The sequence below is a fragment of the Streptomyces sp. GQFP genome, assembly GCF_021545335.1.
Taxonomy (GTDB): Bacteria; Actinomycetota; Actinomycetes; order Streptomycetales; family Streptomycetaceae; genus Streptomyces.
In genome coordinates, this window is the sequence record NZ_CP089312.1 from 6,999,699 (window position 1) to 7,022,727 (window position 23,029).

The 23,029-nt window shown below is 72.3% G+C and carries 22 protein-coding genes and 1 pseudogene; 12 read left to right on the forward strand and 11 right to left on the reverse strand.

All coding sequences use genetic code 11. The annotated features are described in order from the left end of the window. Positions 1-5 precede the first annotated feature (5 nt). From LUX31_RS31500 to LUX31_RS31510, 3 genes are all read left to right on the forward strand, one after another. The gene (locus LUX31_RS31500; protein ID WP_235478698.1) at positions 6-728 is read left to right on the forward strand and encodes a CBS domain-containing protein; all 723 of its coding nucleotides are present in this window, start codon (positions 6-8) and stop codon (positions 726-728) included. Between the two features lie 21 nt (positions 729-749). After that, complete coding sequence (locus tag LUX31_RS31505) at positions 750-1,325, forward strand: Rv1733c family protein (RefSeq protein WP_235478699.1); 576 nt, start codon at positions 750-752, stop codon at positions 1,323-1,325. 111 nt (positions 1,326-1,436) lie between these two features. Further along, a complete protein-coding gene (locus LUX31_RS31510; RefSeq protein WP_235478700.1) occupies positions 1,437-1,859 on the forward strand; it encodes an Hsp20/alpha crystallin family protein in 423 nt (140 codons plus the stop codon). A 273-nt stretch (positions 1,860-2,132) separates the two neighbouring features. Here the strand turns inward: LUX31_RS31510 and LUX31_RS38005 are convergent, their stop codons facing one another. Both LUX31_RS38005 and LUX31_RS31525 read right to left on the reverse strand, forming a co-directional pair. Beyond that, positions 2,133-2,384 (reverse strand): hypothetical protein, encoded by a 252-nt coding sequence (locus tag LUX31_RS38005; RefSeq protein WP_443046083.1) that lies wholly within the window; start codon positions 2,382-2,384, stop codon positions 2,133-2,135. 43 nt (positions 2,385-2,427) lie between these two features. Further along, positions 2,428-3,093, reverse strand: a complete 666-nt coding sequence (locus LUX31_RS31525) for a CBS domain-containing protein (protein ID WP_235478701.1) — start codon at positions 3,091-3,093, stop codon at positions 2,428-2,430. Between the two features lie 325 nt (positions 3,094-3,418). On the opposite strand from LUX31_RS31525, the gene LUX31_RS31530 reads away from it, so the two are divergent. Next, positions 3,419-3,874 (forward strand): MBL fold metallo-hydrolase RNA specificity domain-containing protein, encoded by a 456-nt coding sequence (locus LUX31_RS31530; RefSeq protein WP_235478702.1) that lies wholly within the window; start codon positions 3,419-3,421, stop codon positions 3,872-3,874. Positions 3,875-4,279: 405 nt separating this feature from the next. Next, complete coding sequence (locus LUX31_RS31535) at positions 4,280-4,477, forward strand: hypothetical protein (protein ID WP_235478703.1); 198 nt, start codon at positions 4,280-4,282, stop codon at positions 4,475-4,477. A gap of 113 nt (positions 4,478-4,590) precedes the next feature. Here LUX31_RS31535 and LUX31_RS31540 read toward each other — a convergent pair whose 3' ends face one another. From LUX31_RS31540 to LUX31_RS31560, 5 genes are all read right to left on the reverse strand, one after another. After that, complete coding sequence (locus LUX31_RS31540) at positions 4,591-5,103, reverse strand: universal stress protein (RefSeq protein WP_235478704.1); 513 nt, start codon at positions 5,101-5,103, stop codon at positions 4,591-4,593. A gap of 82 nt (positions 5,104-5,185) precedes the next feature. Then, on the reverse strand, positions 5,186-5,842 hold the full coding sequence (locus LUX31_RS31545; protein WP_235478705.1) for a DUF4389 domain-containing protein: 657 nt from the start codon (positions 5,840-5,842) through the stop codon (positions 5,186-5,188). 30 nt (positions 5,843-5,872) lie between these two features. Continuing rightward, positions 5,873-6,097 (reverse strand): hypothetical protein, encoded by a 225-nt coding sequence (locus tag LUX31_RS31550; protein ID WP_235478706.1) that lies wholly within the window; start codon positions 6,095-6,097, stop codon positions 5,873-5,875. A 59-nt stretch (positions 6,098-6,156) separates the two neighbouring features. Beyond that, positions 6,157-6,888, reverse strand: a complete 732-nt coding sequence (locus LUX31_RS31555; RefSeq protein WP_235478707.1) for a CBS domain-containing protein — start codon at positions 6,886-6,888, stop codon at positions 6,157-6,159. 307 nt (positions 6,889-7,195) lie between these two features. Continuing rightward, complete coding sequence (locus LUX31_RS31560) at positions 7,196-7,318, reverse strand: HypC/HybG/HupF family hydrogenase formation chaperone (protein ID WP_235478708.1); 123 nt, start codon at positions 7,316-7,318, stop codon at positions 7,196-7,198. Positions 7,319-7,806: 488 nt separating this feature from the next. Between LUX31_RS31560 and LUX31_RS31565 the strand changes: the two genes are divergently transcribed. The 3 genes and pseudogenes from LUX31_RS31565 to LUX31_RS31575 all read left to right on the forward strand — a co-directional run bounded on the left by LUX31_RS31565 (position 7,807) and on the right by LUX31_RS31575 (position 11,877). Then, positions 7,807-8,685 (forward strand): universal stress protein, encoded by an 879-nt coding sequence (locus LUX31_RS31565; protein WP_235478709.1) that lies wholly within the window; start codon positions 7,807-7,809, stop codon positions 8,683-8,685. A 41-nt stretch (positions 8,686-8,726) separates the two neighbouring features. Next, positions 8,727-9,484, forward strand: a pseudogene (locus LUX31_RS31570) (HAD family hydrolase). Continuing rightward, positions 9,481-11,877 carry a glycoside hydrolase family 65 protein gene (locus LUX31_RS31575; RefSeq protein ID WP_235478710.1) on the forward strand — a complete coding sequence of 799 codons (2,397 nt, stop codon included), beginning with the start codon at positions 9,481-9,483 and terminating at the stop codon, positions 11,875-11,877. Before LUX31_RS31570 ends, LUX31_RS31575 begins: the two are co-directional and overlap by 4 nt. A gap of 3 nt (positions 11,878-11,880) precedes the next feature. On the opposite strand, the gene LUX31_RS31580 is transcribed toward LUX31_RS31575, so the two are convergent. Beyond that, complete coding sequence (locus LUX31_RS31580) at positions 11,881-12,723, reverse strand: universal stress protein (RefSeq protein ID WP_235478711.1); 843 nt, start codon at positions 12,721-12,723, stop codon at positions 11,881-11,883. A 219-nt stretch (positions 12,724-12,942) separates the two neighbouring features. On the opposite strand from LUX31_RS31580, the gene LUX31_RS31585 reads away from it, so the two are divergent. From LUX31_RS31585 to LUX31_RS31595, 3 genes are all read left to right on the forward strand, one after another. Then, positions 12,943-13,845 (forward strand): universal stress protein, encoded by a 903-nt coding sequence (locus LUX31_RS31585; RefSeq protein ID WP_235478712.1) that lies wholly within the window; start codon positions 12,943-12,945, stop codon positions 13,843-13,845. Between the two features lie 79 nt (positions 13,846-13,924). Next, entirely contained in the window at positions 13,925-14,821 is an 897-nt protein-coding gene (locus LUX31_RS31590) for a universal stress protein (RefSeq protein WP_235478713.1), read from the forward strand. Between the two features lie 143 nt (positions 14,822-14,964). Further along, positions 14,965-15,978, forward strand: a complete 1,014-nt coding sequence (locus LUX31_RS31595; RefSeq protein ID WP_235478714.1) for an Acg family FMN-binding oxidoreductase — start codon at positions 14,965-14,967, stop codon at positions 15,976-15,978. 228 nt (positions 15,979-16,206) lie between these two features. Here LUX31_RS31595 and LUX31_RS31600 read toward each other — a convergent pair whose 3' ends face one another. Continuing rightward, on the reverse strand, positions 16,207-18,525 hold the full coding sequence (locus LUX31_RS31600; protein WP_235480128.1) for a heavy metal translocating P-type ATPase: 2,319 nt from the start codon (positions 18,523-18,525) through the stop codon (positions 16,207-16,209). A gap of 30 nt (positions 18,526-18,555) precedes the next feature. Continuing rightward, positions 18,556-19,422, reverse strand: coding sequence for a universal stress protein (locus tag LUX31_RS31605; RefSeq protein ID WP_235478715.1), 867 nt, complete (start codon positions 19,420-19,422; stop codon positions 18,556-18,558). Between the two features lie 370 nt (positions 19,423-19,792). Here LUX31_RS31605 and LUX31_RS31610 point away from each other — a divergent pair, with 370 nt between their 5' ends. Beyond that, positions 19,793-22,555 carry a cation-translocating P-type ATPase gene (locus LUX31_RS31610; RefSeq protein WP_235478716.1) on the forward strand — a complete coding sequence of 921 codons (2,763 nt, stop codon included), beginning with the start codon at positions 19,793-19,795 and terminating at the stop codon, positions 22,553-22,555. Positions 22,556-22,602: 47 nt separating this feature from the next. On the opposite strand, the gene LUX31_RS38010 is transcribed toward LUX31_RS31610, so the two are convergent. After that, the gene (locus LUX31_RS38010; RefSeq protein WP_443046084.1) at positions 22,603-22,998 is read right to left on the reverse strand and encodes a three-helix bundle dimerization domain-containing protein; all 396 of its coding nucleotides are present in this window, start codon (positions 22,996-22,998) and stop codon (positions 22,603-22,605) included. Between the last annotated feature and the right edge of the window lie 31 nt (positions 22,999-23,029).

The window sequence follows — 23,029 nt, forward strand, 5'->3', positions numbered from 1 at the left end:
ACGTCATGCACGGCACACCGCACATCGTGAGCGATGTCATGACCAGCACCGTCGTCGCCCTCGGCGGCGGGGCGGTGTTCAAGGACATCGTGAAGACCATGCAGAAGTGGAAGGTCAGTGCCCTTCCTGTCCTGGACGGTGGGAAACGCGTCATCGGGGTCGTCTCCGAGGCCGACCTGCTGCCCAAGGAGGGGTTCCGCGACAGTGACCCCGGCCGGTACACGGAGCTTCACCGGCTGTCCGACCTCGTCAAGGCGGGCGCCGTGACGGCACAGGAGCTGATGACCGCGCCGGCCATCACCGTCCATCCCGACGCCACCCTCGCCCAGGCCGCGCGCGTCATGGCCCGGAGCAGGGTCAAGCGCCTGCCGGTCGTCGACGACCGAGGCCTGCTGAAGGGCGTCGTCAGCCGCTCCGACCTGCTCAAGGTGTTTCTGCGGGAAGACGCGGACATCGCTGGCGAGGTACGCCGTGAGGTTGTCGACCAGTTGTTCCCCGCCCCCGTCGAGCCGATCCGGGTGGAGGTCCGTGACGGAGTCGTCACGCTCACGGGTCGTATCCGCGACACCACGCTCGTGCCTGTCGCCGCCCGCCTGGTGCGGGCTGTCGAGGGCGTCGTGGACGTCGACTTCGCACTGGCCGGGCCGCCCAGGCATCCGGATCTCGACCCTGATCTCCCGGCCGACGACGCGACCCGACGGACTTCCGGGACCGGAAGTCCGTCCTGAGGCAGGAGGAGGTGCCGACCGATGGCGGGGACGTCTCGTGCGAAGGTCACCAGGGTGTGGCTGTGGCGCTGGCGCCGCAGCCCGCTCCGGCGGCGCAGTGACCGTGCGGAAGCCTGGATCGTGCTCGGCACGTGGTTCCTCGCGCTGCTGGGCGCCGTGCTCGCGGGCGTCGCGACGGCCGACGCGATGGAGCGGGGCATGGCCGAGAACCGCGCTCAGACGCGTGCCGTGTCGGCCGTGCTCACGGAGAACGCGACGGAGTCCGAACTCGGCACGGTGTGGGTGAAGGTGCGCTGGACCGATGCGAACGGCGGCTCGCACACCGACCGGACGAAGGTCGACGCCGACACCACGGCGGGCACCACGGTCACGGTGTGGGTGAACCGCGAGGACGAGCTGGTGTCCAAGCCGGTCGCCCCGAGCGAGGCGAGGCTCCAGGCGGCTGCGGGCGGCGTACTGGTCGCGCTCGGCGCGGGAACCGGGGTACTGGTCGCGGGCCGTCTCCCGCGCGCGCTCCTGGAGCGGTGGCGCCTGGCCGAGTGGGAGGCGGAGTGGGAGCGGGTCGGTCCCGGCTGGAGGAAGCGGATGCTCGGCTGACAGTGGCCGACCGGATCCCGTACAGGGCCGGTCGGCCCACGCATGTCCGGCCGCCGCGCGGCACGCTGGAAGTGAGGAAGAAAGAGTACGGAGGAGGCAGAGGAGGGAGACATGAGTGGCATGATCGAGCGGCTTCCCGGCTGGCCGACGCTGCCCGACCTGTTCGGCTGGGTCGAGGGTGGAATCCCGGGCGCGCACACCGTCCCGGGGCTGCACGGTATCCGTGTCGAGGAGCGTCTGGCGGACGGGATCTATGTACTGCGGGCGGAGCTTCCGGGCATCGACCCCGCCGAGGACGTCGAGATCACGGTGACCGAAGGCGTGCTGACCCTGCGGGCCGAGCGCGGTGAGGAGACGACGGAGAAGCACCGTACGGAATTCCGCTACGGCACCTTCGCCCGCTCCGTCCGGCTGCCCGCCGGAGCGAAGGGCGACGACGCGACCGCGGAGTACAAGGACGGTGTCCTGACCATCACGGTCCCGGTCCCGGAGGAGAAGGCGGGGACCAGGACCATCCCGGTGCGGCACGGCTGAACAGCCGCACCCCCGTGCGCGGCCGGCGTACCCCCGCCGGCCGCGCACCTTCGCGTCCGTCCGCCGCATGGTCCAACGGTCAGCAGATGCAGGGCAGTTGCCCGCCCAGCGGCAGGTCCACCACGTACCGTGCAGCCCGGTCAGGCCCGAGAGAGGGACGGCGTCGCCGGGACGCGTGAGCGCGGCCGACGGACGCAGCGAACCGTGCCGCTGCCCGATGCCGGTCGTCTTGATGAACACCTTGTCCGCTGCGCCCGGCCCATGACCGTGGTGTCACCGGTGGCGACCGGAACATCGGCGGCGCGGGCGGCCTTCCGAGGGAATGGCGCAGCAGCCGGAGTTCGGACAGAGGGAGTCATACGGCGGTGCCCCGCGCCCGCAGTGACAGCAGAGCGGTCTGCGAGCCGGGTCTCCGCAGCATCTCGCCGAAGCCGGTGAAGGCTCGGGCCGTTCGGCGATCGCCGTTGCCCGGTCCAGCTTCTCCAGCGGGGCGAAGCACACCGGACAGCCAGGGCCATGGATCATCAGGCGGCGGGAGAGCGCCGGGTCGCTGTACTCGTCGAGATACTCACCGCGGCTCACTCCGTGGCAGGCCGGCGGAGAGGTCGCACTGGACGTCGACCACGCCCTCGACGGTGCGTACGAGGCGGGCGGCCACCGGTACGAGCGAGGTGTCCCTGATCCGCCCGGTGAGCGTGACGACTCCCTCGGCGACCTCGACCCGGATGGGCTCGACGGGGGCTGGGAACAGAGACGTGAGGATCTCTCGGCGGACCTCCTCGGCGATGTCGTCGTCGTCCCGCAGGAAGACCTTCAGGAGATCGGCCCGGCTGACGACACCTTCGAGCAGGCCCTCGGCGTTGACGACGGGCAGCCGCTTGACCTTGCGCTGCGCCATGATGCGGGCGGCCTGGGCGAGGGTGGCGTCGGCGTGGACGGTGATGGCCGGGGCGTTCATCAGGTCCGTCGCGGTCAGCCCGCCCGCCTTGGCCAGGTCGGAGAGGCGGCTCAGCTGGGTGAACCGGTCGGGGTCGCTGTGGCGGAACTCCTCCTTGGGCAGCAGATCGGCCTCGGAGACGACGCCGATCACCCGACCCTCACCCTCCAGAACGGGAAGGGCACTGACTTTCCACTCCTCCATGAGCTTGACGATGTCCTTGAACGAGGCGTCGCGTCCGACGGCGACGACGGTGTGCGTCATCACGTCGCTCACGCTGCGCGGGCTGCTGCTCATGGTGTCCGTACCTTCCTTCTCGGGTTCAGGTGCGTTCGGCGATCAGGCCGAGGAAGAGTGGGTGGCGCGGGAGACGCGCGGGGCGTGGTTGTGGATGGCCTGCTCGCACAGGCCAGGTCGTCCTCGTCGGTGTCCTGGTTCTGCGCGGTGGGCGGTATGCAACGGCCATCGGTGACGGCGCCCTCGCTGTCCAGCCGGTAGCCGTAGGGCTGCTGATCCCAGCCTGTGCCCTGGCGGCGTGCGGCACCACGGGCCGCCCGGACCCGATCGAGGGTCTTTCGGCCCATGCCGTCCCGCTCGTGTCCTCGCAGGCTGGAGGTACACCGTGGGTTCGCGCTCTCTCGGCCGGGCCGTGGCACGACAGGGCGGGAAGGACGCCACCCGCTTCTCGCGGATCCTGATTGCGCGGTGCACGGCCGCCGGCCGCTTCTCCGCGCCTCCTTCGGGTCCTTCCCGCCACCTCCAGCACACCACAGGGGCCGCGAGGCCAACAGGGCCGACCGGCCCCGATTCCCGAGGAGACCGACGTCATGACAACAGCGGAAGCACGCCCGACGAGTACGTCCCCGTACGCGCCACGGTCGCCGACGTACCGCACTTCTCGGCCCACGCCGACGCCGCTCAGATCATCGAATGGCTGCGCGGTGCCCCCGCCCCGACCACCACCTACCTGGTGCACGGCGAGCCCGACGCGGCAGCCGCTTTGCGCGACCGCGTCGATCGGACGCTGGGCTGGACGGCCGTCGTACCGCGCTCGGGCGAACACGTACTCGTCCGGTAAGGGCAAGACAGGGGCCACGCTTCAGTAGGGAAGAGTCCGTCCGGAGGGCGTCCGGAGGTCGGGAGGCTCCGGTTCGCGCGGTGTCCGGGGACGCCTGACCACCTGTATCCGCTTCATGGTCGTCGCCTCCTGGACGGTGCTATGCGGTTCTGCCGGTCGCTCCGGCTTCCCGTGTACGACGACAGCCTTGTCCGCGATCGGCGGTGCGCCCATGAGGCGACCGGCCCTCGTCGTGGGCCATGCCGACCGGCGCCCTGGGTCGGTCGGCCCCGGGGCACTTCCGCACCACCTGCTCAAGGGCCGTTCAGCACCCCCGCCCGGACCGGTCGGCTCATGCGCAACGGCCGGCACCGGAGTTGGCTGGAAGCAAGGAGAGCGACTCCGACTCGAAGGGGAGCGAGAACAGTGGGTACGAGTCTGACACCGGAGTTCTGGCAGCTGTTCACCGTCCTGCTCGTCGCGGCCATCGGCGTGACCGTCGTCCTGACCGCAACGTTGGACGCGCTGGCCGTCCGCCTGCTGAGCCGTCGCGCGCACAAGCTGCCGACGCCCACGCCGCACCGGCCCGAGCACGCCGGGCACCGGCCTTCCGTCCACAGTTGAAGGGACCCGGCCATGAGGGAACCGCCGGGTGCACCGTGCACAGGCTCCGCCGGATCGACGTCGAGCACCACTGCGTCGGTCCGGCGGCGGCGCGCCCGGACACACACGTCCGCCTACGCGACTCCCCTGCTCGGCAGCGGCTCCGTCCGCACCGCCCTGAGCGGCGACGCGGGCCGTTCACCGACGGGCACCGCGACCACGGGGACCGTCGCGTGCCGCAGGCACTCACGGCCGACCGCGCCGATCGCGGGCCGTTCGCCCTGTCCGTGCGCCGTGCGCCCCAGGACGAGCAGGACGGCGTCGTGGGCGCTGCCCAGGAGCACTCGCACGGGCGGACCCTCCTTGACGACGGCGCGTACCGCACTGTCGATCCGCGCGCCGAAGACCTCGCGCAGCGTCTCGGCGAGCAGCCGCGAGGCCTCGACCCGCTCCTCGGTGACCGTCGGACGTGCCGAGGCGGGAGCGTAGGGGGCGAGGCGGGGTCCGGCCGGTTCCCAGGCGTGCACGGCGACCACCTCGGCGTGCAGGGCGTGGGCCTGATCGGTGGCCCAGCGCAGTGCGGCCATGGACGCCTCGGATCCGTCGACGCCCACCACGATGTTCCGACCGGCGGTGAGTTCGGTCATGACAGTGCCTCCCTGACAAGCGGTTCGGTACGGCGACGCGGGCCAGGCGGTCGGTGCGACCGCGATGAACCCACGTCGGTGTTCACAAGGGGTTCTCCGGTTCGTGGCCGCCCTGGTCGAGCCGGAACGGCGGGTACACGTCGGTGAGGAGGGCCGCGTAGGCGGCCGTGCGCAGCACCCAGCGGTTGAGCCCCATCACCAGGTCGAAGATGCCGCGCGGGTAGCGCCCGGTGAACGCCAGGGCGACCCCGGCGAACAGTGTGAGCAAGCCGATCAACCCGCCCTCGGCCCACGGCACGCGGACCCCGCCGAGCAGGAAGCCGAGCACGACGTAGTGGGGGACGGCCAGCAGCCACCACTTCACCCACACAAGGCCGCGGGACAGTTCCTTGGGGTACGACACGTCGAAGTGCGCCGGATAGTCGGGAACGTCGGCGAGAGTGAAGGGTGGGTAGCGATCGGTGCCCAGAGCCCCGTACGCGTAGTACGCCACTCGCCAACTCCAGCGCAGGACACCGGTGTTGAAGTCGAAGAGGGTGCGGGGATAGCGGCCGGTGAAGGCGATCGCGAAGAACGCCGCCACGCTCACCCCCACGAACGCCACCCACAGGAACAGCAGGACGACGTAGTGGGGGATCGCGAGCAGCCACTTCACCAGCCACAGCCAGCGGGACAACCGCGGATCGAGGTCCGCCGTCAGCCTGGCCGGCTGGATCGGAGACATGGGTTCCGTGCTCATGGGGTTGATCCCTTCGGCAATGGGCGGCGATCAGTGCCGGTAGTCCCGGTGATCGTCGTGCTTGCCTATGTAGTGCCGCTCCTCGATGACGGCCTCGCGCTCACCGGGGCGCAGGACCGCACCCGGCGTGGCCATGAAGGCGATGAGTCCGACGACCCCCGCCACCATGAGGACGAAGCCGACGACGAACGAGCTGTAGCCGAACACCAGGCAGGCGCCGAGTACGGCCGCGCCGATTAGTAGAAGCGGGATCATGACTGCCTTCCTTCTTCCTTCTTCCTTCGTTCGGGGTTCCGGCCGCGGGGTGCGGCTGGTCAGAGCCTGCGCAGCCAGTCGTCGGCCGCGCCGTGCGGGGCCTGTCCGGTCGGCTGGAGACGCCTGTCGTCGAACCGGTACGACAGGTGGTCCACGACTTCCACGACGCCGTCCGTCCGGCGCGTCATGCCGAGCGCGACGGGGATGTTGCTGCGCCGTTCCAGCTGGCCGGTGAGGGTGACGACGCCGTCCCGCACGCCGGCCTCGACGGTGTGCGGGGCCAGCCACAGGGTTTTCACGAAGATCCCCTGTTCCACGTCCCGTCGGATCTCGTCGTCGGCGCGCACGAAGACCTGGAGCAGGTCGCGGCGGGTGACGATGCCGACCAGCCGGTCCTCCTCGTCCACCACGGGCAGCCGTTCGACGCGATGCCGGGTCATGAGCCGGGCGGCCTCGGGGAGTGTGGCGTCGGCGTACACGGTGACGGCGGGCGTCGACATCACTCCGCCGGCCGTGCGCGCACGGCTCTTGGCCGTGGCACGCCGGACGCCGGGGCTCAGCCGACGCAGCCACGCCCAGGTGTGCGGTCCGGCGTGCGGGTCCGGCCGTGACTGCTTCAGCATGAGGTCGGTCTCGGAGATCACGCCGATGACCTTGTCGTCCTCGTCGATCACCGGGAGTCCGCTGATGCCGTGCGCGTCCAGCCTCCGCACGACTTCCTTGAACGGTGTGCCGTAGTCCGCCGTGACAACGCGGCTGACCATGACGGCGCCGACCTTGGTGGCCTTCATGACTGATTCCTCCTGAGCGGTCAGGACCCGCGATCGGCGCAGATACGGGTCGTGGGGACGACCCGGCACGAGCCGCCCCGGATGCCCTGCCTGGTTGGCCGGTGTGCTGTCGGCTCTTGTGCAGGAGCCCGGCCAGTGCGCCTTCATGACGCCCGTCGGACCGTCGTACTGTCCGCCAACAGGGCGTGTACCGGTCCTTCTTGGATGTCGGCCATCACGCCCCCTTACGGCTCTCAGCTTCAGCGTCCGCCGAGGAGTCCGGGGGACATATGGGCTGAGCGGGTACGACATCGGGCCGAGCGGCCCCTCACATCGCGTCCGTCCGCACGGGCAGGGGCTCGCCGATCGCGCCCGTCACCTCTGCCGTGGGCGTGTAGGCGAGACACACCTCGCGGCGTATGCCGCCGAAGCCGACGGTGCCCATCCTCATGCCGGAGCCGTCGACCCGTCCGCATGAGCCGTGCGCTGTCCAGGGCGAGCCGGTGGACCCGGCCGGGGTGCGGCGGATCGGCGTGCCCGGTGTCGGGGAGGGCAGGGCCGGCGCTCTCCCAGAGCGCGAGCAGCTGGCCGGGGTCGCCGTCGCAGGTCTCCGGAGTGGTACCGGCCGGAGGTGAGGGGGCGTACTTCCGGATACGGTCGATCACGGCCCAGCCCACGCCGTGGCCGTGCCGGAACTCGTTTCCGATCCCGATGGCCACGATCCGGTGGGGGCGACTGCCGTCTCTTCCATGGCCGCGGTGTCTCCCTCACTGCGGGCTGTGTGATCGCCCTGGGCCCCGGCGGACGCACAACGGCATGAGCCGAACGTCCCCGACAGGGACCGAACAGCCCCTCGTGTAGCCCGGCAGCCGGTGGGACGGTGAAGGTGAACCCCCGTGCCGCACCACTGGGCACTCTGACGGAAGGCGGTTTGGAGAGATGGAGCTTCCTCTGGTCCTAGGTGTCGACGGATCGGATGCGAGCCTTCCGGCGGTCGACTGGGCGGTGGACGAGGCGGCCCGGAGGGGTGTTCCGCTGCGGCTGGTCCACGCCTCCCTCTGGGAGCGCTACGAGGGCGCCCCGCCCTGGCACGGTGTTGAACAGCCGTCCGAAAGGGTGCTGGCGGAACACGTCGTCGCCTCGGCGGCGGAGCGTGCCGCACGGCGCAACCCGGAGGTGAAGGTGTCCACCGTGATCGTCACGGAGGAACCCGCCGACGCCCTTCTGCGCGAAGGCAACAACGCCTCCGCCCTGATCACGGGGTCGCGTGGCCGCGGTGAGCTGAAGGGGCTGCTGCTGGGCTCGGTCGGCCTGGCCGTGGCGGCCCGCGCGCACTGCCCGGTGATCGTGGTCCGGGGTGACAAGGCGGCCCTGGCCGGCACCCACGAGCGGATCCTGCTCGGCGCCGGGGACCCGGCCACGAGCGGCGAGGCCGTACGGTTCGCCTTCCACGAGGCCGAGGCACGCGGGTGCACGCTCGATGTCGTACGCGCCTGGCGCTGCCCCGCGTACGAGATCTCCGAGAGTCCTCAGACCGTGGTCGAGGAGCTGGAGCGCCACCACGAGGATCAGGCCTCCGCCCTGCTCGACGCGGTGCTCCACGACGCGATGGCCGACCACCCGGGTGTCCGGGTGCGCCGCGCGACGGTCGAGGGGCTGGCCCGCAAGGTGCTTCTGAGCCGCTCGGCCGCCGCCGACCTCGTGATCATCGGGGCGCGGCGCAGGCAGGGCCACTTCGGCCTCCAGCTCGGCCTGGTGAGTCATGCGCTGCTGCACCACGCGGACTGCCCGGTGGCGGTCGTGCCGCAGCAGGCGTGAGGTCAGGTAGAGCTACTCGTTCACCTGGGAAAGGAGCGCTCGTGACCGTCCAGTCCCGCACCGAGCTCGTCCCCGCACTGCGGGACATCCGGGCCGTCGTCCTCGACACCGACGGGGTGATCACCGACTCGGCCCGGGTGCACGCCGCCGCGTGGCGGACCGCCTCGACGCCTTCCTGCGCGCACACCCGCCCGAAGACCCCGGCGCGCGGCGCCCGTTCGACGTACGCGAGGACTATCTGCGGTACGTGGACGGCAAGTCCCGCTTGGACGGAGCCGCCGCCTTCCTCGCCGCCCGCGGCCTCGACACCTCGGCCGAAACGCTGCGTGCCGTCGCTGCCGAAAAGGAGCGGCTGTTCACCGAGCGGCTGCGACAGCACGGCGTGGACGCCTATCCGGGGACGGTACGGCTGGTGCGTGCACTGCGCCGGGCGGGGGTACCCGTGGCCGCGGCGTCGGCGTCCCGGCACGCTGGTGAACTCCTCACCCGGGCCGGGGTGCTGGACCTCTTCGACGCTCTGGTCGACGGCGCCGAGGCGGCCCGGCTGGGGCTGGCGGGCAAGCCGGAGCCCGACTTCTTCCTGGAGGCGGTGCGACGGCTCGGCGTCCCCGCCGGGCACGCCGCCGTCGTGGAGGACGCGCTGGCCGGTGTCGAGGCGGGCCGTCGCGGTGCGTTCGCCGTCGTCGTCGGCGTGGACCGGGCCGCCGGTGCGGACACCGGGGAGAGACTGCTGCGGCACGGCGCCGACATCGTCGTACGAGACCTGGGTGAGCTGCTCGTGGGAGGGGCACCGCAGTGACGGCAGAGGACGCGGAGACGGCAGCGACGGGCTGGAGCTGGGAGTACGACGGCTACGAACCTGTGGACGAGCGCCTCAGGGAATCCCTGTGCACGCTCGGCAACGGCTACTTCGCGACCCGCGGCGCGCTGCCCGAATGCGTGGCCGACGACGTGCACTACCCGGGCACCTATGCGGCCGGCTGCTACAACCGGCTCACCTCGGACGTCGCGGGACGCCGGGTCGAGAACGAGGACATGGTCAACCTCCCGAACTGGCTGTCGCTGCGCTTCCGCCCGGCCGGCGGCGAGTGGCTCACGCCTGACACCGTGACGGTGCTCGACCACCGTCAGGTGCTGCACCTGGCCTCCGGGCTGCTGGAGCGCCGGACGCGGTACGCGCTGGGGGAAGGGCGGGCGCTGTTCGTGCGGCAGCAGCGGCTCGTGCACATGGGGGACCCTCATCTGGCGGCCCTGCGCACCGAGTTCACCGCCGAGGGCTTCGCCGACGAGCTGGAGGTCGAGGCGGCGCTCGACGGCGGCGTCACCAACTCCGGGGTGGCGCGCTACCGGGAGCTGGACGGCCGCCACCTGACCCACGTGCACACCGGCAGCGCCGGGCCCGACACGGTGTGGCTGCGCTGCCGGACCCGCACTTCGGACATCCGGATCGGCATGGCGGCCCGACTGACCACCGGCACGCCGGTCTCGGACCCGCCCGACGCGACACGTGCCGTCCAGCGGGTACTCCTGCACCTGACCCCGGGCCGCACGGTCGCCGTCGACAAGACCGTCGCCCTGCACACCTCCCGCGACCCCGCGATCAGCGACCCGCTGGCGGCCGCTGTCTCCCGGGTGGGCGCGGCCCCCGGCTTCGAAGAACTCCTGGAGGGCCACCTCACGGCCTGGGACCAGCTGTGGCGCCGGGCCGACCTCGACGTCCCCGGGGAGCCGGGGCGCATCCTGCGGCTGCACCTCTTCCACGTCCTGCAGACCCTCTCCCCGCACACCGCCGACCTGGACGTGGGCGTGCCGGCCCGGGGACTGCACGGCGAGGCGTACCGGGGGCACGTCTTCTGGGACGAGCTGTTCGTGCTGCCGTACCTCAACCTGCACTTCCCCGAGGTGTCCCGTGCCCTGCTCACCTACCGTCACCGGCGCTTGGGCGAGGCCCTTGCCGCGGCGCGGGCGGCCGGTCTGCGCGGCGCCATGTATCCGTGGCAGAGCGGCAGCGACGGCCGGGAGGAGACACAGGAACTGCATCTCAACCCGCGCTCGGGGCGCTGGCTGCCGGACCGCTCCCGACTCCAGCACCACGTCGGTTCGGCGATCGCCTACAACGTGTGGCAGTACTGCGAGGCGAGCGGCGACACCGAGTTCCTGCACACCAAGGGCGCCGAGATGCTGCTGCAGATCGCCCGCTTCTGGGCGGACTCGGCCGTGTACGACGAAGGCCTCGGACGGCACCGCATCCGTGGCGTGGTCGGCCCCGACGAGTACCACGACGCCTACCCGGGCGCGTCCGAACCCGGCCTCGACGACAACGCGTACACGAACGTCACCGCCGCCTGGGTGCTGACCCGCGCACTGGAGGTGCTGCGGGGCCTGCCCGAACCCCGCCGCCGCGAACTCCTGGAGCGCACCGGCCTGGACGGCGGCGAACTCGAACAGTGGGAGGACGTCTCCCGCACCCTCCACGTGCCCTTCCACGCCGGTGTGATCAGCCAGTTCGAGGGCTACGGCGACCTCGCCGAACTCGACTGGGAGGGGTACCGGAAGCGGTACGACGACATCCGGCGCCTCGACCGGATCCTGGAGGCGGAGGGCGACACCGTCAACCGTTACCAGGCGTCCAAGCAGGCCGACGTGCTGATGCTCGGTTACCTCTTCGCGCCGGCCGAACTCCGGGCGCTCTTCGGCCGCTTGGGGTACCGGCTGGACGAGGACATCTGGCGGCGCACCGTCGACCACTACCTGGACCGGACCAGCCACGGTTCGACGCTCAGCGGTCTGGTCCACGGCTGGGTCCTGGCCCGGGCCCGACGCGCGGAGGCGTGGACGTTCTGCCAGGAGGCCCTGCGCGGCGACATCGCCGACCTGCAGGGCGGCACCACGGGGGAGGGCATCCACCTCGGCGCCATGGCAGGCACCCTCGACCTCGTGCAACGCGGGCTCACCGGACTGGAGACCCGGAGCGGCGCCCTGTGGCTCGACCCCGTGCCGCTGCCGGAACTGTCCTCGTACGGGTTCGCCATCCGCTACCACGGCCACTGGGGAGTGCGGCTGCGGCTGGAACGGGAACGGCTGGAGATCGCGGTGCCGTCGTCCGGCCGGGACCCGATCGACGTCCGGCTGCCGGACCGCGCGGTGTCCGTCCAGCCGGGGGAGACGTGCCGACTGGTGCTTCCGGACTGAGCGTCACGCAGGGACGACGGCGAGCGGGCACCTGGTGTGCTGCGCGACGGTGTACGCGACGGGACCGAGTCCGCCGCCGAGCCCCCGCCCCACCACCAGCAGCTCGGCGTTGCCCGAGGTCCGGACGAGAGCCCGGGCGGGGTCGAAGAGGACGACGTCCTCCAGGACACGCACGTGCGGGTACTTGTCGCGCCAGGGCCGCAACGCGTCGGCCAGCAGCGACATCTCCTGCTCCGCGCGGGCGGCGTGGGCCGCCGGTGCCGAGGACGAACACGGTGTCGGTCCGGTCTCTCCGGCGGAAGGCGGCCCGGCGTGCAGTACGTGCAGCCGAAGTCCGCGCAGGCGCGCCGTGTCGAAAGCGAAGCCGATGGCGCCGTCGGCCGGGTCGCGGGCGTCGACTGCCAGCGTCACCTTGTCGGGGCGGCGCCCCGGGCTCGTACAGGTGGGTTCGCCCGGCACCAGGACGACCGGGCAGGCCGCGGCCCCGGCGACGGCCAGTGCCGTCGACCCCAGCGACAGGCCGGCACAGCCCCCTTCACCACGCGCACCCAGGACGATCATCTCCGCGTCCCGGCTCTGGAACAGCAGCGCCCGCGCCACCGCACCCGCGAGCCGTACGCTCTCGACGCGCAACGCCGGGTGACAGGCCGCGAGTTCGGCCGCCACGCGCGGGGCCACGGCCTCCGGGCGGTACGGCCACAGCTCCGGGGCGTCCTGGCCCTCCAAGGGCGTCACATGGACCACCCGCAGCGGCAGACCGCGCCACAGTGCCTCGTGCGCCGCCCAGTCGGCTGCGCGGCGGCTGCGCACGGACCGGTCGACACCGGCCACGACCACTCGCTCCATGACGGGTCACCTCCCGGGGCGTGGACCGTCGACGCGTCGTGAGCACGGTGGCCCCGAGCGCGCGGGAGAGTCTCTCTCCCCTTCTCACCGTGGCGCGGCGTTCGGCCCCTGGGCATGGGCCGAACGGACCTCGGGGAGGACCTGGCAGCCTCTCCCCGCGCGGGTGCCACGGCGCGACGCTGGTACTGCGGAGCGGATCGAACACTGGAGGTGCGCGTCATGTTGTCGCCTGTTGTCGTAGGAGTCGACGGATCGGCCGAGAGCCTGGCCGCCGCCGTGTGGGCCGCCCGCGAGGCCGCGCGCCGCGAGCGACCGCTGCGCCTGGTGTACGCCTGGAACTGGCACCCCCGCCAGGGGGAAGGCGAGTCGGTGAACGCCGCGCAGCGGCATCTGGCGCGCCGCGTTCTGCGGCAGGCGGAGAAGCGTGTCCGCGCCGCGTGCCCCGATGTCCGCCTCTACGACGAGCAGGTCGAGGGCCCGGCGACCGCGGCCATGCTGGCGGCCGGGGAAGGAGCCGACCTGCTGGTGCTGGGATCACGCGGACTCAGCGCCCTCACCGGCCTCCTCGTCGGATCGGTCGCCCTCGGTGTGGTCGCCAGGGCCATGCGTCCCGTCGTCCTCGTACGGGCCGACGAGAAATCGACGGACGAGGACCTTCCCGCGCACGACGGGACCGCGTCCACGCGTACCGCCCACCGGGACGTGGTGCTCGGCGTCGATGTCGGTGACTCGTGCGACGACGTCATCGAGTTCGCCTTCCGGGCGGCACAACTGCGCCACGCCCGGCTGAGGGCCGTCCACGCCTGGCACGCGCTCTCCGCGCTCGGCCTCGGCCCCGGCGAGGTCGGACTCGTCGGCGACCACCAACGGGCCGACGAGTGGCTGGGCTTCCTGTCCGCTCTGCTTCAGCCGTGGCGCGACAAGTATCCCGACGTGGAGGTCCTGGAGCAGGTCGTCGAGGGCAGGCCGACGGACGCGCTTGTCGGGGCCGCGTCCGGAGCGAGCCTTCTTGTCGTCGGGCACCGGCTGACCGAGCGGCTGGTGGGCCCGCGCACCGGACCCGTCACCCACGAGGTGATCCACCGCGTCGGCTGCCCGGTGGCCGTCGTACCCCACACATGACACCGGAGCCGTGCGGTACGCGCCGCACGGACACCACCGAGACCAGCGAGAGCACACGGCAACGAGAGAGGTGACGGTCATGACGAGGCCGGTTGTGGTCGGCCTGGACGGCTCGCGCGAGAGCTTCGCCGCGGCCGACTGGGCGGCCAGGGAAGCCCTGCGCCGAGGACGCCCGCTCCGTCTGGTGCACGCCTGGGAGGGACTGCCGGACGAGGGGACCGAGGCGACCCTGCCCGAACTGCGGGCACCGCAATACCACGCACGCCGTGTGCTGCGCACCGCGCTGGAACGACTGAACGCGCGGTACCCGCAGCTGTACATCGCCGCCGAACAGGTGCGCATGCAGCCCGGTGCCGCCCTGCTCGCCGAGGCGGAGAACGCCGAGCTCCTGGTCATCGGGAGCCAGGGGCCCAGCGGCGTCGGCGGATACTTCTCGGGTTCCGTCGCGCTGGCCACGGTGGCCCACGTCGAGCAACCCGTCGCCCTCGTACGGGCCGGCTTCGCCGCGGCGGACGAGCACCTGCCGGACTCCTCCGGAAAGCCGTCCGTCCGTGAGCCGTACCGTGACGTCGCGGTCGCCGTCGACACCGACGGATCGTGTGACGACGTACTGGAGTTCGCGTTCCGCGCCGCCGATCTGCGCGAGGCACCGCTGCGGGCCGTGCACGCCTGGCATGTGCCGCTGGGCCACGGCATCCCGGGGGACGAGGAACACGCCCGCCTGAGGGGCGAGGCGGAACGGGAACTCGCGGCCCTGCTCCAGCCGTGGCGCGAGAAGTACCCATCCGTCCTCGTCCGCGAGGCTCTCTTCGAGGGGCGCCCGGCCCATGTCCTCGTGCGGGCCGCCAACGGGGCGGGCCTGCTGGTGGTGGGCCGCCGCAGGCGTCGTGCCGCGGTCGGTTCGCGCACCGGTCCGGTCGCCCACGCGCTGATCCACCACGTCGACCGCCCGGTCGTCCTGGTTCCGCACGACTGACGGCACGACCCCGGACCGGGCGGCCCCCGCCGACAGTCGGGCGGGGCCACCCGGCCTTCGTGGGGGTACCTGCGGCCCATGCTCCGTACCGGAGAAGAGGACAACTATTGAGGCAGGAAGCCAGAGAAAGGGCGGCACCCGCCATGCCCGTCGTCTCCACATCCCTCGGCCACGCGTCCGTCCATCTCGTCCGCGCCGCCGTCACCGCGCCCTCGCTGTACAACACCCAACCGTGGACCTTCGTCGCCGAGGCCGGGGACAGAGGCCTGGAACTGCACGCGGACGTCACCCGCCGACTACGGCGCATGGACCCCGACGGCCGGGAAATGGTCGTCAGTTGCGGCGCCGCCCTGTTCAACGTCCGCCTCGCGATGCGGCATCTGGGCTTCAGCCCGGTTGTCGACACCTTCCCCAGCCCGGCGGATCCGGCGTTCCTCGCCCGGGTGACATGGGGCGCGTACCACCGGCCCACCCACGCCGAACAGCGCATGTACGCCGCTCTGCCCACGCGGCACACCGCGCACGGGCCGTTCCTGCCGACTCCGTTGCCCTCCTCGCTGATCGACACACTGCGCGAACACGCCGCCGGTGAGGGTGCCGCCCTGCACTGCGTCGACGACCGCGCGGGCCGGCGTCACCTCGCCGAACTGATCAGAGTCGGCGAGGACGCGCAGCGGTCCGATCCGGGGTGCGCCGCCGAGCGGGCCCGCTGGACCTGGCGGCTCGTGCAGCAGCGGGCCGACGGGGTGCCCGTCGACGCCGACGTCACGCATCCGGACAGCACACCGTTTGCCGCACGGGACTACGCCGGCCTCGCCCGGATGTTCCCCGCGCCGCCTCGGCGCTGGCCGACGCGGACGGGCCTGGCCGTCGTGCTGAGCACGGAGCGCGAGGGCCCGTCGGACTGGCTGCGGGCCGGTCAGGCCCTGGAGCGGATCCTGCTGTACGCGGCCTCCCACGGGGTGATGGCAGCGTTCCACACCCAGCCCCTCGAACTCCCGCAACTGCGGGCGCACCTGCGCCGGACACTGAGCGCGGGAGAGTTCCCGCAGATGATCCTCCGCCTCGGATACGCGCCGTACGTCCACGCCCTGCCCCGACGCCCGGCGACGGAAGTGCTCAAGTCGAGTGGCTCGCAGGGCCGTTCGGCGAGATGAACGGGGCCGTTCGTCCTCTGGGCGCGGGCGGCCGGTGCGGGGACTGTGGAGCCCGGCCTGCGCGGTTCGGGCAGACGGCGGCTGGTGCCGCGCAGGCTCGCCCCGCTGGGACGGTGAGATCGCGCAGGACGGCGGTCAGGTCGTCGTCCCGCGGAACGTCGACGGGTGCGGAACCCGGGAACCCGACGGGAGTTGCGGAACCGCGGGGACCGACCGGCCCCGTGCGGTTCACGGCGCGAGGGAGAAGTAGTTCTCCTCCTCCTGCGTGAAGTGCAGACACAGCACGGTGTGCAGTCCGTAGAGACAGGCACGCAGGTCGTCGAGCTGATCCGGTGCCGGGCCGCCGTCGGTGCCGGCGAGCGTGAGGTGGGTGGCGATGCGCCGGGCCAGCCGTTCGATCTCGGCGTGGGCGCGGCTCATGGACGCGGTCGCCTCGGGGCCGCCGAGGACGGGGGCGAGCGCCGGGTAGAGCTGGTGCTCCTCGGCGTACTCGTGCGGCAACAGCCGTTCGGTGAGCAGCCGGTGCACCTCACCGACCGCGGCCAGGGCCTGCGGACCGCCACCGTCCGAGAGCCGGTCGGCGGCGGAGCGTACGGCTTCGAGGACGTCCTGGAGGTCGTTGTGCTCGGCGGCGAAGCGGTGGATGAGCGCCTCCGTGGCGGGGTGGAGCGGCGGCGTCGCTGCCGGGCCGACGCGCAGGGCGCGCAGCGCGTTGAGGATGACCGCGACATCGATGCCCTCCTGGAGCAGGGCACCCGCGGCGGGCGGCAGCAGACCGAAGGCGGCGGCGACCATGGCCGCCAGCGACATCAGCATGCCGCCGAGCGCGCTCTGCACGGCGATGCGCCGGGCACGTACGGCGATGGCGACGGCGTCGGCAAGGCGGTCCACCCGGTCGGTGGTCAGGACGATGTCGGCGGCCTCGGAGGAGGCGGTGGACCCGTGTGCGCCCATGGCCACGCCGACGTCGGCCGCGGCGAGCGCCGGGGCGTCGTTCACCCCGTCGCCCACCATCACCGTGACCGCGAGAGCACGCTCGGCACGCACCGCGGCGACCTTGTCCGCCGGAGTGAGCTCGGCGCGTACCTCGTCGAGACCGAGGACGGCCGCGACCTCGCGGGCCGGTTCGGGCCGGTCGCCGGTCAGCATCACGAGCCGTTGGACACCCGCCGCGCGCAGCCGGCGCAGGGTGCGCGGCCCGTCGCGCCGCAGCGGATCGCGCAGGAGTACGGCACCGGCGAGTTCGCCGTCGACCGTGAGCCAGGCGACGGCCGCACCGTCCAGCAGCGCCCGGTTGTCGGCCGCACGAGCCCACGCGGGCCGCTCGGTACCGGTGTCGGCCCGGCCGACGGACATCCGGTGTCCCGCGACCGTTCCGGTGGCGCCCCGGCCGGGTTCCTCCGACACATCGGCGGGCGCCGTCAGTTCGAGCCCGCGCTCGCGGGCCGCGTCGACGACGGCCCGGGCCAGGACGTGCGGGGAGTACTGGTCGAGCGAGGCCGCCAGACGCAGCACCTCGGCCGGTCGCCGGCCCGGCGCCGCGGCCACGTCGAGCACCCGTGGTCGCCCGCCGGTGAGGGTGCCCGTCTTGTCGAGAAGGAGGGTCCGGGCCCGGCCGAGACTCTCCAGAGCACTCCCGTCCCGGATCACCACACCGATACGGGACGCCCGTGACAGACCGGAGACGATGGCCACCGGTGCCGCGAGCAGCAGCGGGCACGGAGTGGCGACCACCAGAACCGCCACCGCCCGCACGGCGTCACCGCTGACCAGCCAGGCCAGCCCCGCGACCGCCACGGACAGCGGCAGGAACCAGGCCGCGTAGCGGTCGGCCAGCCGGACGACCGGAGCGGACTCCGCCCCTGCCTGCCGGGCCAGCCGAACGATCTCGGCGTACGCGCTGTCCTGCTCGGTCGCCGAGGCGCGCAGCTCGAAGGCACCGCCCGCGTTGACCGCGCCACTGCGCACCGGCCGGCCCGCCGCGCGCTCCACGGTCCGTGACTCTCCGGTCAGCACGGATTCGTCCAGTACGGCCACGGCGGCGACCACGCGTCCGTCGACGGGGACGACCTCGCCCGGACCGACGACGAGCAGGTCACCCACGGCGACCTCGGCGAGCGGCACCACCCGCACGCCGGTGCCGGTACGGCGGCGGGCGGTGCGCGGCGCGTGCTCCAGGAGCGCGCGCAGGTCGTGCGAGGCGCGCTTCTGGGCGGCGGCCTCAAGGGTGCGGCCGGTGGCCAGCATCAGCGCGATGAGGCTTCCGGCCAGGTACTCGCCCACCGCCAGGGTGCCGCCGAGCGCGAGGACCGCGATCAGGTCGACGCCCGCGTGACCGCGCCGCAACGCGGCCAGCACCCACCCCACCGCGGGCGCGACGGCCACGACGGTGCCAAGACCCCAGCACAGGTCGGCGAGTTCGGGGGCACCGGAGAGGCGGAAGACGACCCCGGCCGTCAGAGCAGCGGCCGTGACGGCCAGGAGCAGCGGTTCGAGGCGCGACGGCCGGGGCAGTCCCACCGGCTCGCCTGTGCTGGAGCGGTTCATGTCGATCCTCATCGGAGCACTGTCGGCACCTCAGCCGTGCGGCACCACGGCGACGGGGCACGGAAGGTGGTGCAGCGCCGCGTGTGCGACGGGCCCGAGTTTCCAGGTCAGATGCGATGGATGGCGCCGACGACCCACAACGGTGAGCCGGCTGTGCGCGGAAGCGGCCAGCAGCACGTGTGCGGCCGGTCCGGTTTCGACGTGTGCAGTGACGGGGACGTCGGGGAACTTCTCGCGCCACGGCGCCAGTTCGTCGGCGAGCCGTTCCTCCGCCGTGGACCGGCTGTCGTCGTGCCGGTGCGGCGGCAGCACGGCAGGCGGCAGCGCGCGTACCGCGCGTACGGCGGTTCCGTGTGCGTCCGCACTGGCGAAGGCGAATTCGAGCAGGAGGCCGACGGCCGGTCCGGGCTCGGACACGCCGACCACGATCTCGTTCCGGTCCTGTGTCGCAGGGTGCCCCCATCCGTTCGCGACGGCCGGGTCGGCGGCCCGGACGGTGACGGTTGGGCACTGGGCGAGGCCGAGCACATGCAGGCTGATCGAGCCGAGCAGGAAGTTCGCCAGGGAGCCGTGCCCACGGGAGCCGAGAACCAGCATGGACGCACGCTCGCCGCGTTCGAGGAGAAGCTGGGAAGCGGGGTCCGACACGAGTTCCGTGGTCAGGTCCAGATCGCCGTAGCGGTGCAGCAGCTCCGCCTCGGTCCGCAGCAGTACGTCCCGTCCGTACTGCTGCTTGCTGGCGGCGGCCTGGGCTATGGGCACGTTCAGCGGCTGGGTGGTCCAGGAATGGAGCAGGAGAACGGGAAGGTTCCTCCGTACGGCTTCATCGGCGGCCCACCACGCGGCAGCCACGCTCGCGGGAGAGCCGTCGAGTCCGACGACGACGGGTCCGGTCATGGCGCACCTCCTGTGCATGCACGGCAGGTGAGGTCAGGGGCCGGCTGCCGTGCGCGTACTCCCGTCCCCTTGCTTCCAGGGTGATCGCCGTACGACCTCCAGCGGGAGGGCCGGACGGCCCTCCCACCGGGCCCGGCAGGCCCCTGTGCGGGTGCGGAGCGCCGGGAGAGCCTGGGCCCAGGAAGGGGCAGGGCGTCCGGGCCCCGGGCCCGAGCGCCTGGCTTCGCGACGCGGTATGGGGCCTTGCCGGTCCCTTCTTGCCGGCCGGTGACGCACTCGTCGAGGCGAGCGCCGACGCCCGATCGGCCGTGGTGGGGGCAGACGGCGCCCACCGCCCCGTCGCCGTGGTCCACGGCGGAGAGGAGCGACCGTGAGCAGGCGGACGACGACCGGAGAGGTGACGAGCGGAGAGGTACGGCCGGTTCCCGGGACAGCGCATCCCCCCGGAGAGCCGGACGCCTACCGACTGACATCCGAACAGGTCACCGAGCGGCTGGGGGTCGACCCGGGCCGGGGACTGGACACGGGGGAGATCCAGGAACGGACCGTCGTCCACGGGCCGAACCGACTGGCCGATCCGGCCCGGCGGCCCGAGTGGCTGAAGTTCCTGGACCAGTTCCGCAACTGGCTCATCGGCATCCTGCTCCTGGCCGCCGTGGTGGCGGGAGCCATCGGTGACATCAAGGACGCCGTGGTGATCACCGTCGTCCTGCAGATCAACGCCGTCCTCGGCTACCTGCAGGAACGGCGCGCGGAACGCAGTCTGGAGGCGCTGCGCCGCATGCTCGTACCCACCGCCAGGGTCCGCCGCGACGGCAAGGAACAGGTGGTGGAAGCACACACCCTGGTACCCGGGGACATGGTCCTGCTGGAGGCCGGCGACCGGGTACCGGCCGACGGCCGCCTGACCGTCGCGGAGTCGGTCGAGGTGGCGGAAGCGGCCCTCACAGGGGAGTCCCAGCCGGTCGCCAAGAGCGTGACGGCGGTCGACGCGGGCGGGGACGCCGCGGTACCGCTCGCCGAGCGCACCAGCATGCTGTTCATGAACACCGCCCTGACCCGGGGGCGTGCCGAGATGATCGTCACGGCCACCGGCATGCGCACCCAACTCGGCACGATCGCCGAGGCGTTGCGCACCGAGGCGGAACCGGCCAGCCCGCTCCAGGTCCAACTGGACAGCCTCGGTCGGCGACTCGCCCTGCTGAGCGGCATCGCGGTCGTCGCCTACGCCCTCACCGCACTGATCGGCGGGGAGAGCCTGCCCGACATCGCGCTGCGGGCCGTGGCCCTGGCCGTCGCCGCGATCCCCGAGGGACTGCCCGCCGTACTCGCCCTGACACTGGCACTCGGTGTGTACCGCATGGCACGTCGTGGTGCCATCGTCAAACGGCTGGCCTCGGTGGAGTCACTGGGCTCGGCGACCGTGGTGTGCAGCGACAAGACCGGCACGCTGACCCTCAACGAGATGACCGCGCGGGCCCTGTGGACCGCAGGGAGGCTCTACGACGTCACGGGCGACGGATACCGGACAGCGGGCACCATCAACGCGGTCGGCACTGGACACCCGGCAGGCCCCGATGAGCTGCGCGAGGCGGTGCTGCCCTTCGCCGTGTGCAATGACGCGCGCCTGACCGACGAGGACTTCATCGGCGATCCGACGGAGGCGGCCCTGGTGGCGCTGGCGGCGAAGGCCGGTGTGGACGCCGACAGCCTGCGGGCGGGGCAACCCCGCGTCGGGGAACTGCCTTTCGACGCTGCCACGAAGTACATGGCGACCTTCCACACCGAGCCCGACGGCCGTACTCGCGTCCACGTCAAGGGAGCCGTGGACGTGCTGCTGACCCTGTGCACCCACGTCCGCACCGAACACGGCGTCCGCACCCTAGACGACGAGCACAGGAGCGAACTGCTCGCCGTGACCGCCCGACTGGGTGGTGCGGGACTGAGGGTCCTCGGCGCGGCCACGGCCTTGATGGACAGCCGGCCGACCACGTTCACCGCCGCCACCCTGCCCGGCCTGACCCTCGTGTCGATCGCGGGGATCGCCGATCCGCCCCGCCCACAGGTACGGGACGCGATGGCTCTGTGCGGCACGGCGGGAGTGGCCGTGAAGATGATCACCGGTGACCACGCGGACACCGCGGCGGCCATCGCCCGCGAGGTGGGCATCAGCGGCGATGTCGTGACCGGCGCCGAACTGGACCGGATGACGGAGGACCAACTCGCCGCGCGCATCGACGACATCGGCGTGTTCGCCCGGGTCGCCCCGGAGCACAAGGTCATGATCGTACGGGCGCTGTCGAGCCGCGGCCACATCGTCGCCATGACGGGCGACGGCGTCAACGACGCCGCCGCGCTGCGGGCCGCACACATCGGCGTGGCCATGGGAGTCACCGGTACGGATGTCGCCAAGGAAGCCGCCGACATGGTCCTCACCGACGACGACTTCTCCACGATCGTGCGGGCCGTCCGCGAGGGACGCGCCATCTACGACAACATCGTCAAGTTCGTCCGCTTCCAGCTGGCCACCAACGTCGGCGCGATCCTGACGCTGCTCGGTGCCTCCCTGGCCGGACTGCCCGCCCCGCTCACGGCGGCCCAACTGCTGTGGATCAACATCATCATGGACGGTCCGCCCGCGATGGCGCTGGCCGTCGACCCGGCCCGCGACGACGCGATGAGCCATCCGCCGCGCGATCCGCAGGAACGCATCCTGGACGCCCGCAGGCTCTGGGCCATCGGGCGGGCGGGCGCGGTCATGGCACTGGGCACCGTGGGCCTGCTGGCCCTCACCCGCTCGTCGGCGGCGGGTGAGGACGTGGCCCTGACGATGGCGTTCACGACCTTCGTCCTGTACCAGCTGTTCAACGCGCTCAACGCCCGCGCGGACGACGGACCCCTGCTGGGCCGCCACCAGTTCCGCAACCGCACCCTGTGGCTGTGCCTGGCCGGCGTGCTGTGCGTACAGATCGCCGCCGTCCACCTGCCCTGGGCGCGCACCGTCTTCGGCACGGTCCCGCTGACCGCGGCCCAGTGGGCCCTGTGCCTGGGGACGGCGTCCACGGTCCTTCTTGCGGAAGCGGCGGTGCGCGCCGTGCTGCCGAGGTCGGCCAAGGGGCGGGTGGGTCCGTGACCGCCCCTCGGTGTCCATCGGATGGCCTCGGACTACTTCGTGGTGCGCTACCGCCGGTTCGACCGGCCAGTCCGATGCCGCGGGTCTGTCGTGGCGCCCCATTCGCGGAGCGCGGGGTCCAGGAGGAGAACGGTGCGGCGGTCGCGGTGTCCGCCGGCTTCTGCTCGTCCTCCCGGGTTGAGGTGGAGGTGAGGGCGGAGGCCAGTCGCACAGCCCTCGGCTCGGAGGAGGCGTCCGACGAGGCCCGACCGGCGGCGGGCGTGGGTGGTGGACCTGTAGTGGCGCACGCGCGCGTCGGTGAAGTGCACGAACGCCTCTGCCGCCGTTGTTGCCGGCGTCTCGGACGGGACATCCGGGAATCGGCGCTCGAGCCGCGTCCGGACGTCCTGGCGGGCGCTTTGCTCTGCCGCTGGTGTCGGTGGGCCGGCCGGGTGTCGGGGCAGTGACTGCCCGGCGGGACGGCCCTGGAGGCGA

Coding starts and splice junctions, on each gene's coding strand:
- LUX31_RS31560 (WP_235478708.1), bottom strand. CDS start 7,318: ATGAGGATGGGCACCGTCGGCTTCGGCGGCATACGCCGCGAGGTGTGT.
- LUX31_RS31545 (WP_235478705.1), bottom strand. CDS start 5,842: ATGAGCACGGAACCCATGTCTCCGATCCAGCCGGCCAGGCTGACGGCG.
- LUX31_RS31550 (WP_235478706.1), bottom strand. CDS start 6,097: ATGATCCCGCTTCTACTAATCGGCGCGGCCGTACTCGGCGCCTGCCTG.
- LUX31_RS31505 (WP_235478699.1), top strand. CDS start 750: ATGGCGGGGACGTCTCGTGCGAAGGTCACCAGGGTGTGGCTGTGGCGC.
- LUX31_RS31580 (WP_235478711.1), bottom strand. CDS start 12,723: ATGGAGCGAGTGGTCGTGGCCGGTGTCGACCGGTCCGTGCGCAGCCGC.
- LUX31_RS31590 (WP_235478713.1), top strand. CDS start 13,925: ATGACGAGGCCGGTTGTGGTCGGCCTGGACGGCTCGCGCGAGAGCTTC.
- LUX31_RS31525 (WP_235478701.1), bottom strand. CDS start 3,093: ATGAGCAGCAGCCCGCGCAGCGTGAGCGACGTGATGACGCACACCGTC.
- LUX31_RS31540 (WP_235478704.1), bottom strand. CDS start 5,103: ATGACCGAACTCACCGCCGGTCGGAACATCGTGGTGGGCGTCGACGGA.
- LUX31_RS31605 (WP_235478715.1), bottom strand. CDS start 19,422: ATGACCGGACCCGTCGTCGTCGGACTCGACGGCTCTCCCGCGAGCGTG.
- LUX31_RS31510 (WP_235478700.1), top strand. CDS start 1,437: ATGAGTGGCATGATCGAGCGGCTTCCCGGCTGGCCGACGCTGCCCGAC.
- LUX31_RS31600 (WP_235480128.1), bottom strand. CDS start 18,525: ATGAACCGCTCCAGCACAGGCGAGCCGGTGGGACTGCCCCGGCCGTCG.
- LUX31_RS31500 (WP_235478698.1), top strand. CDS start 6: ATGCACGGCACACCGCACATCGTGAGCGATGTCATGACCAGCACCGTC.
- LUX31_RS31565 (WP_235478709.1), top strand. CDS start 7,807: ATGGAGCTTCCTCTGGTCCTAGGTGTCGACGGATCGGATGCGAGCCTT.
- LUX31_RS38005 (WP_443046083.1), bottom strand. CDS start 2,384: ATGATCCATGGCCCTGGCTGTCCGGTGTGCTTCGCCCCGCTGGAGAAG.
- LUX31_RS31555 (WP_235478707.1), bottom strand. CDS start 6,888: ATGAAGGCCACCAAGGTCGGCGCCGTCATGGTCAGCCGCGTTGTCACG.
- LUX31_RS31585 (WP_235478712.1), top strand. CDS start 12,943: ATGTTGTCGCCTGTTGTCGTAGGAGTCGACGGATCGGCCGAGAGCCTG.
- LUX31_RS31595 (WP_235478714.1), top strand. CDS start 14,965: ATGCCCGTCGTCTCCACATCCCTCGGCCACGCGTCCGTCCATCTCGTC.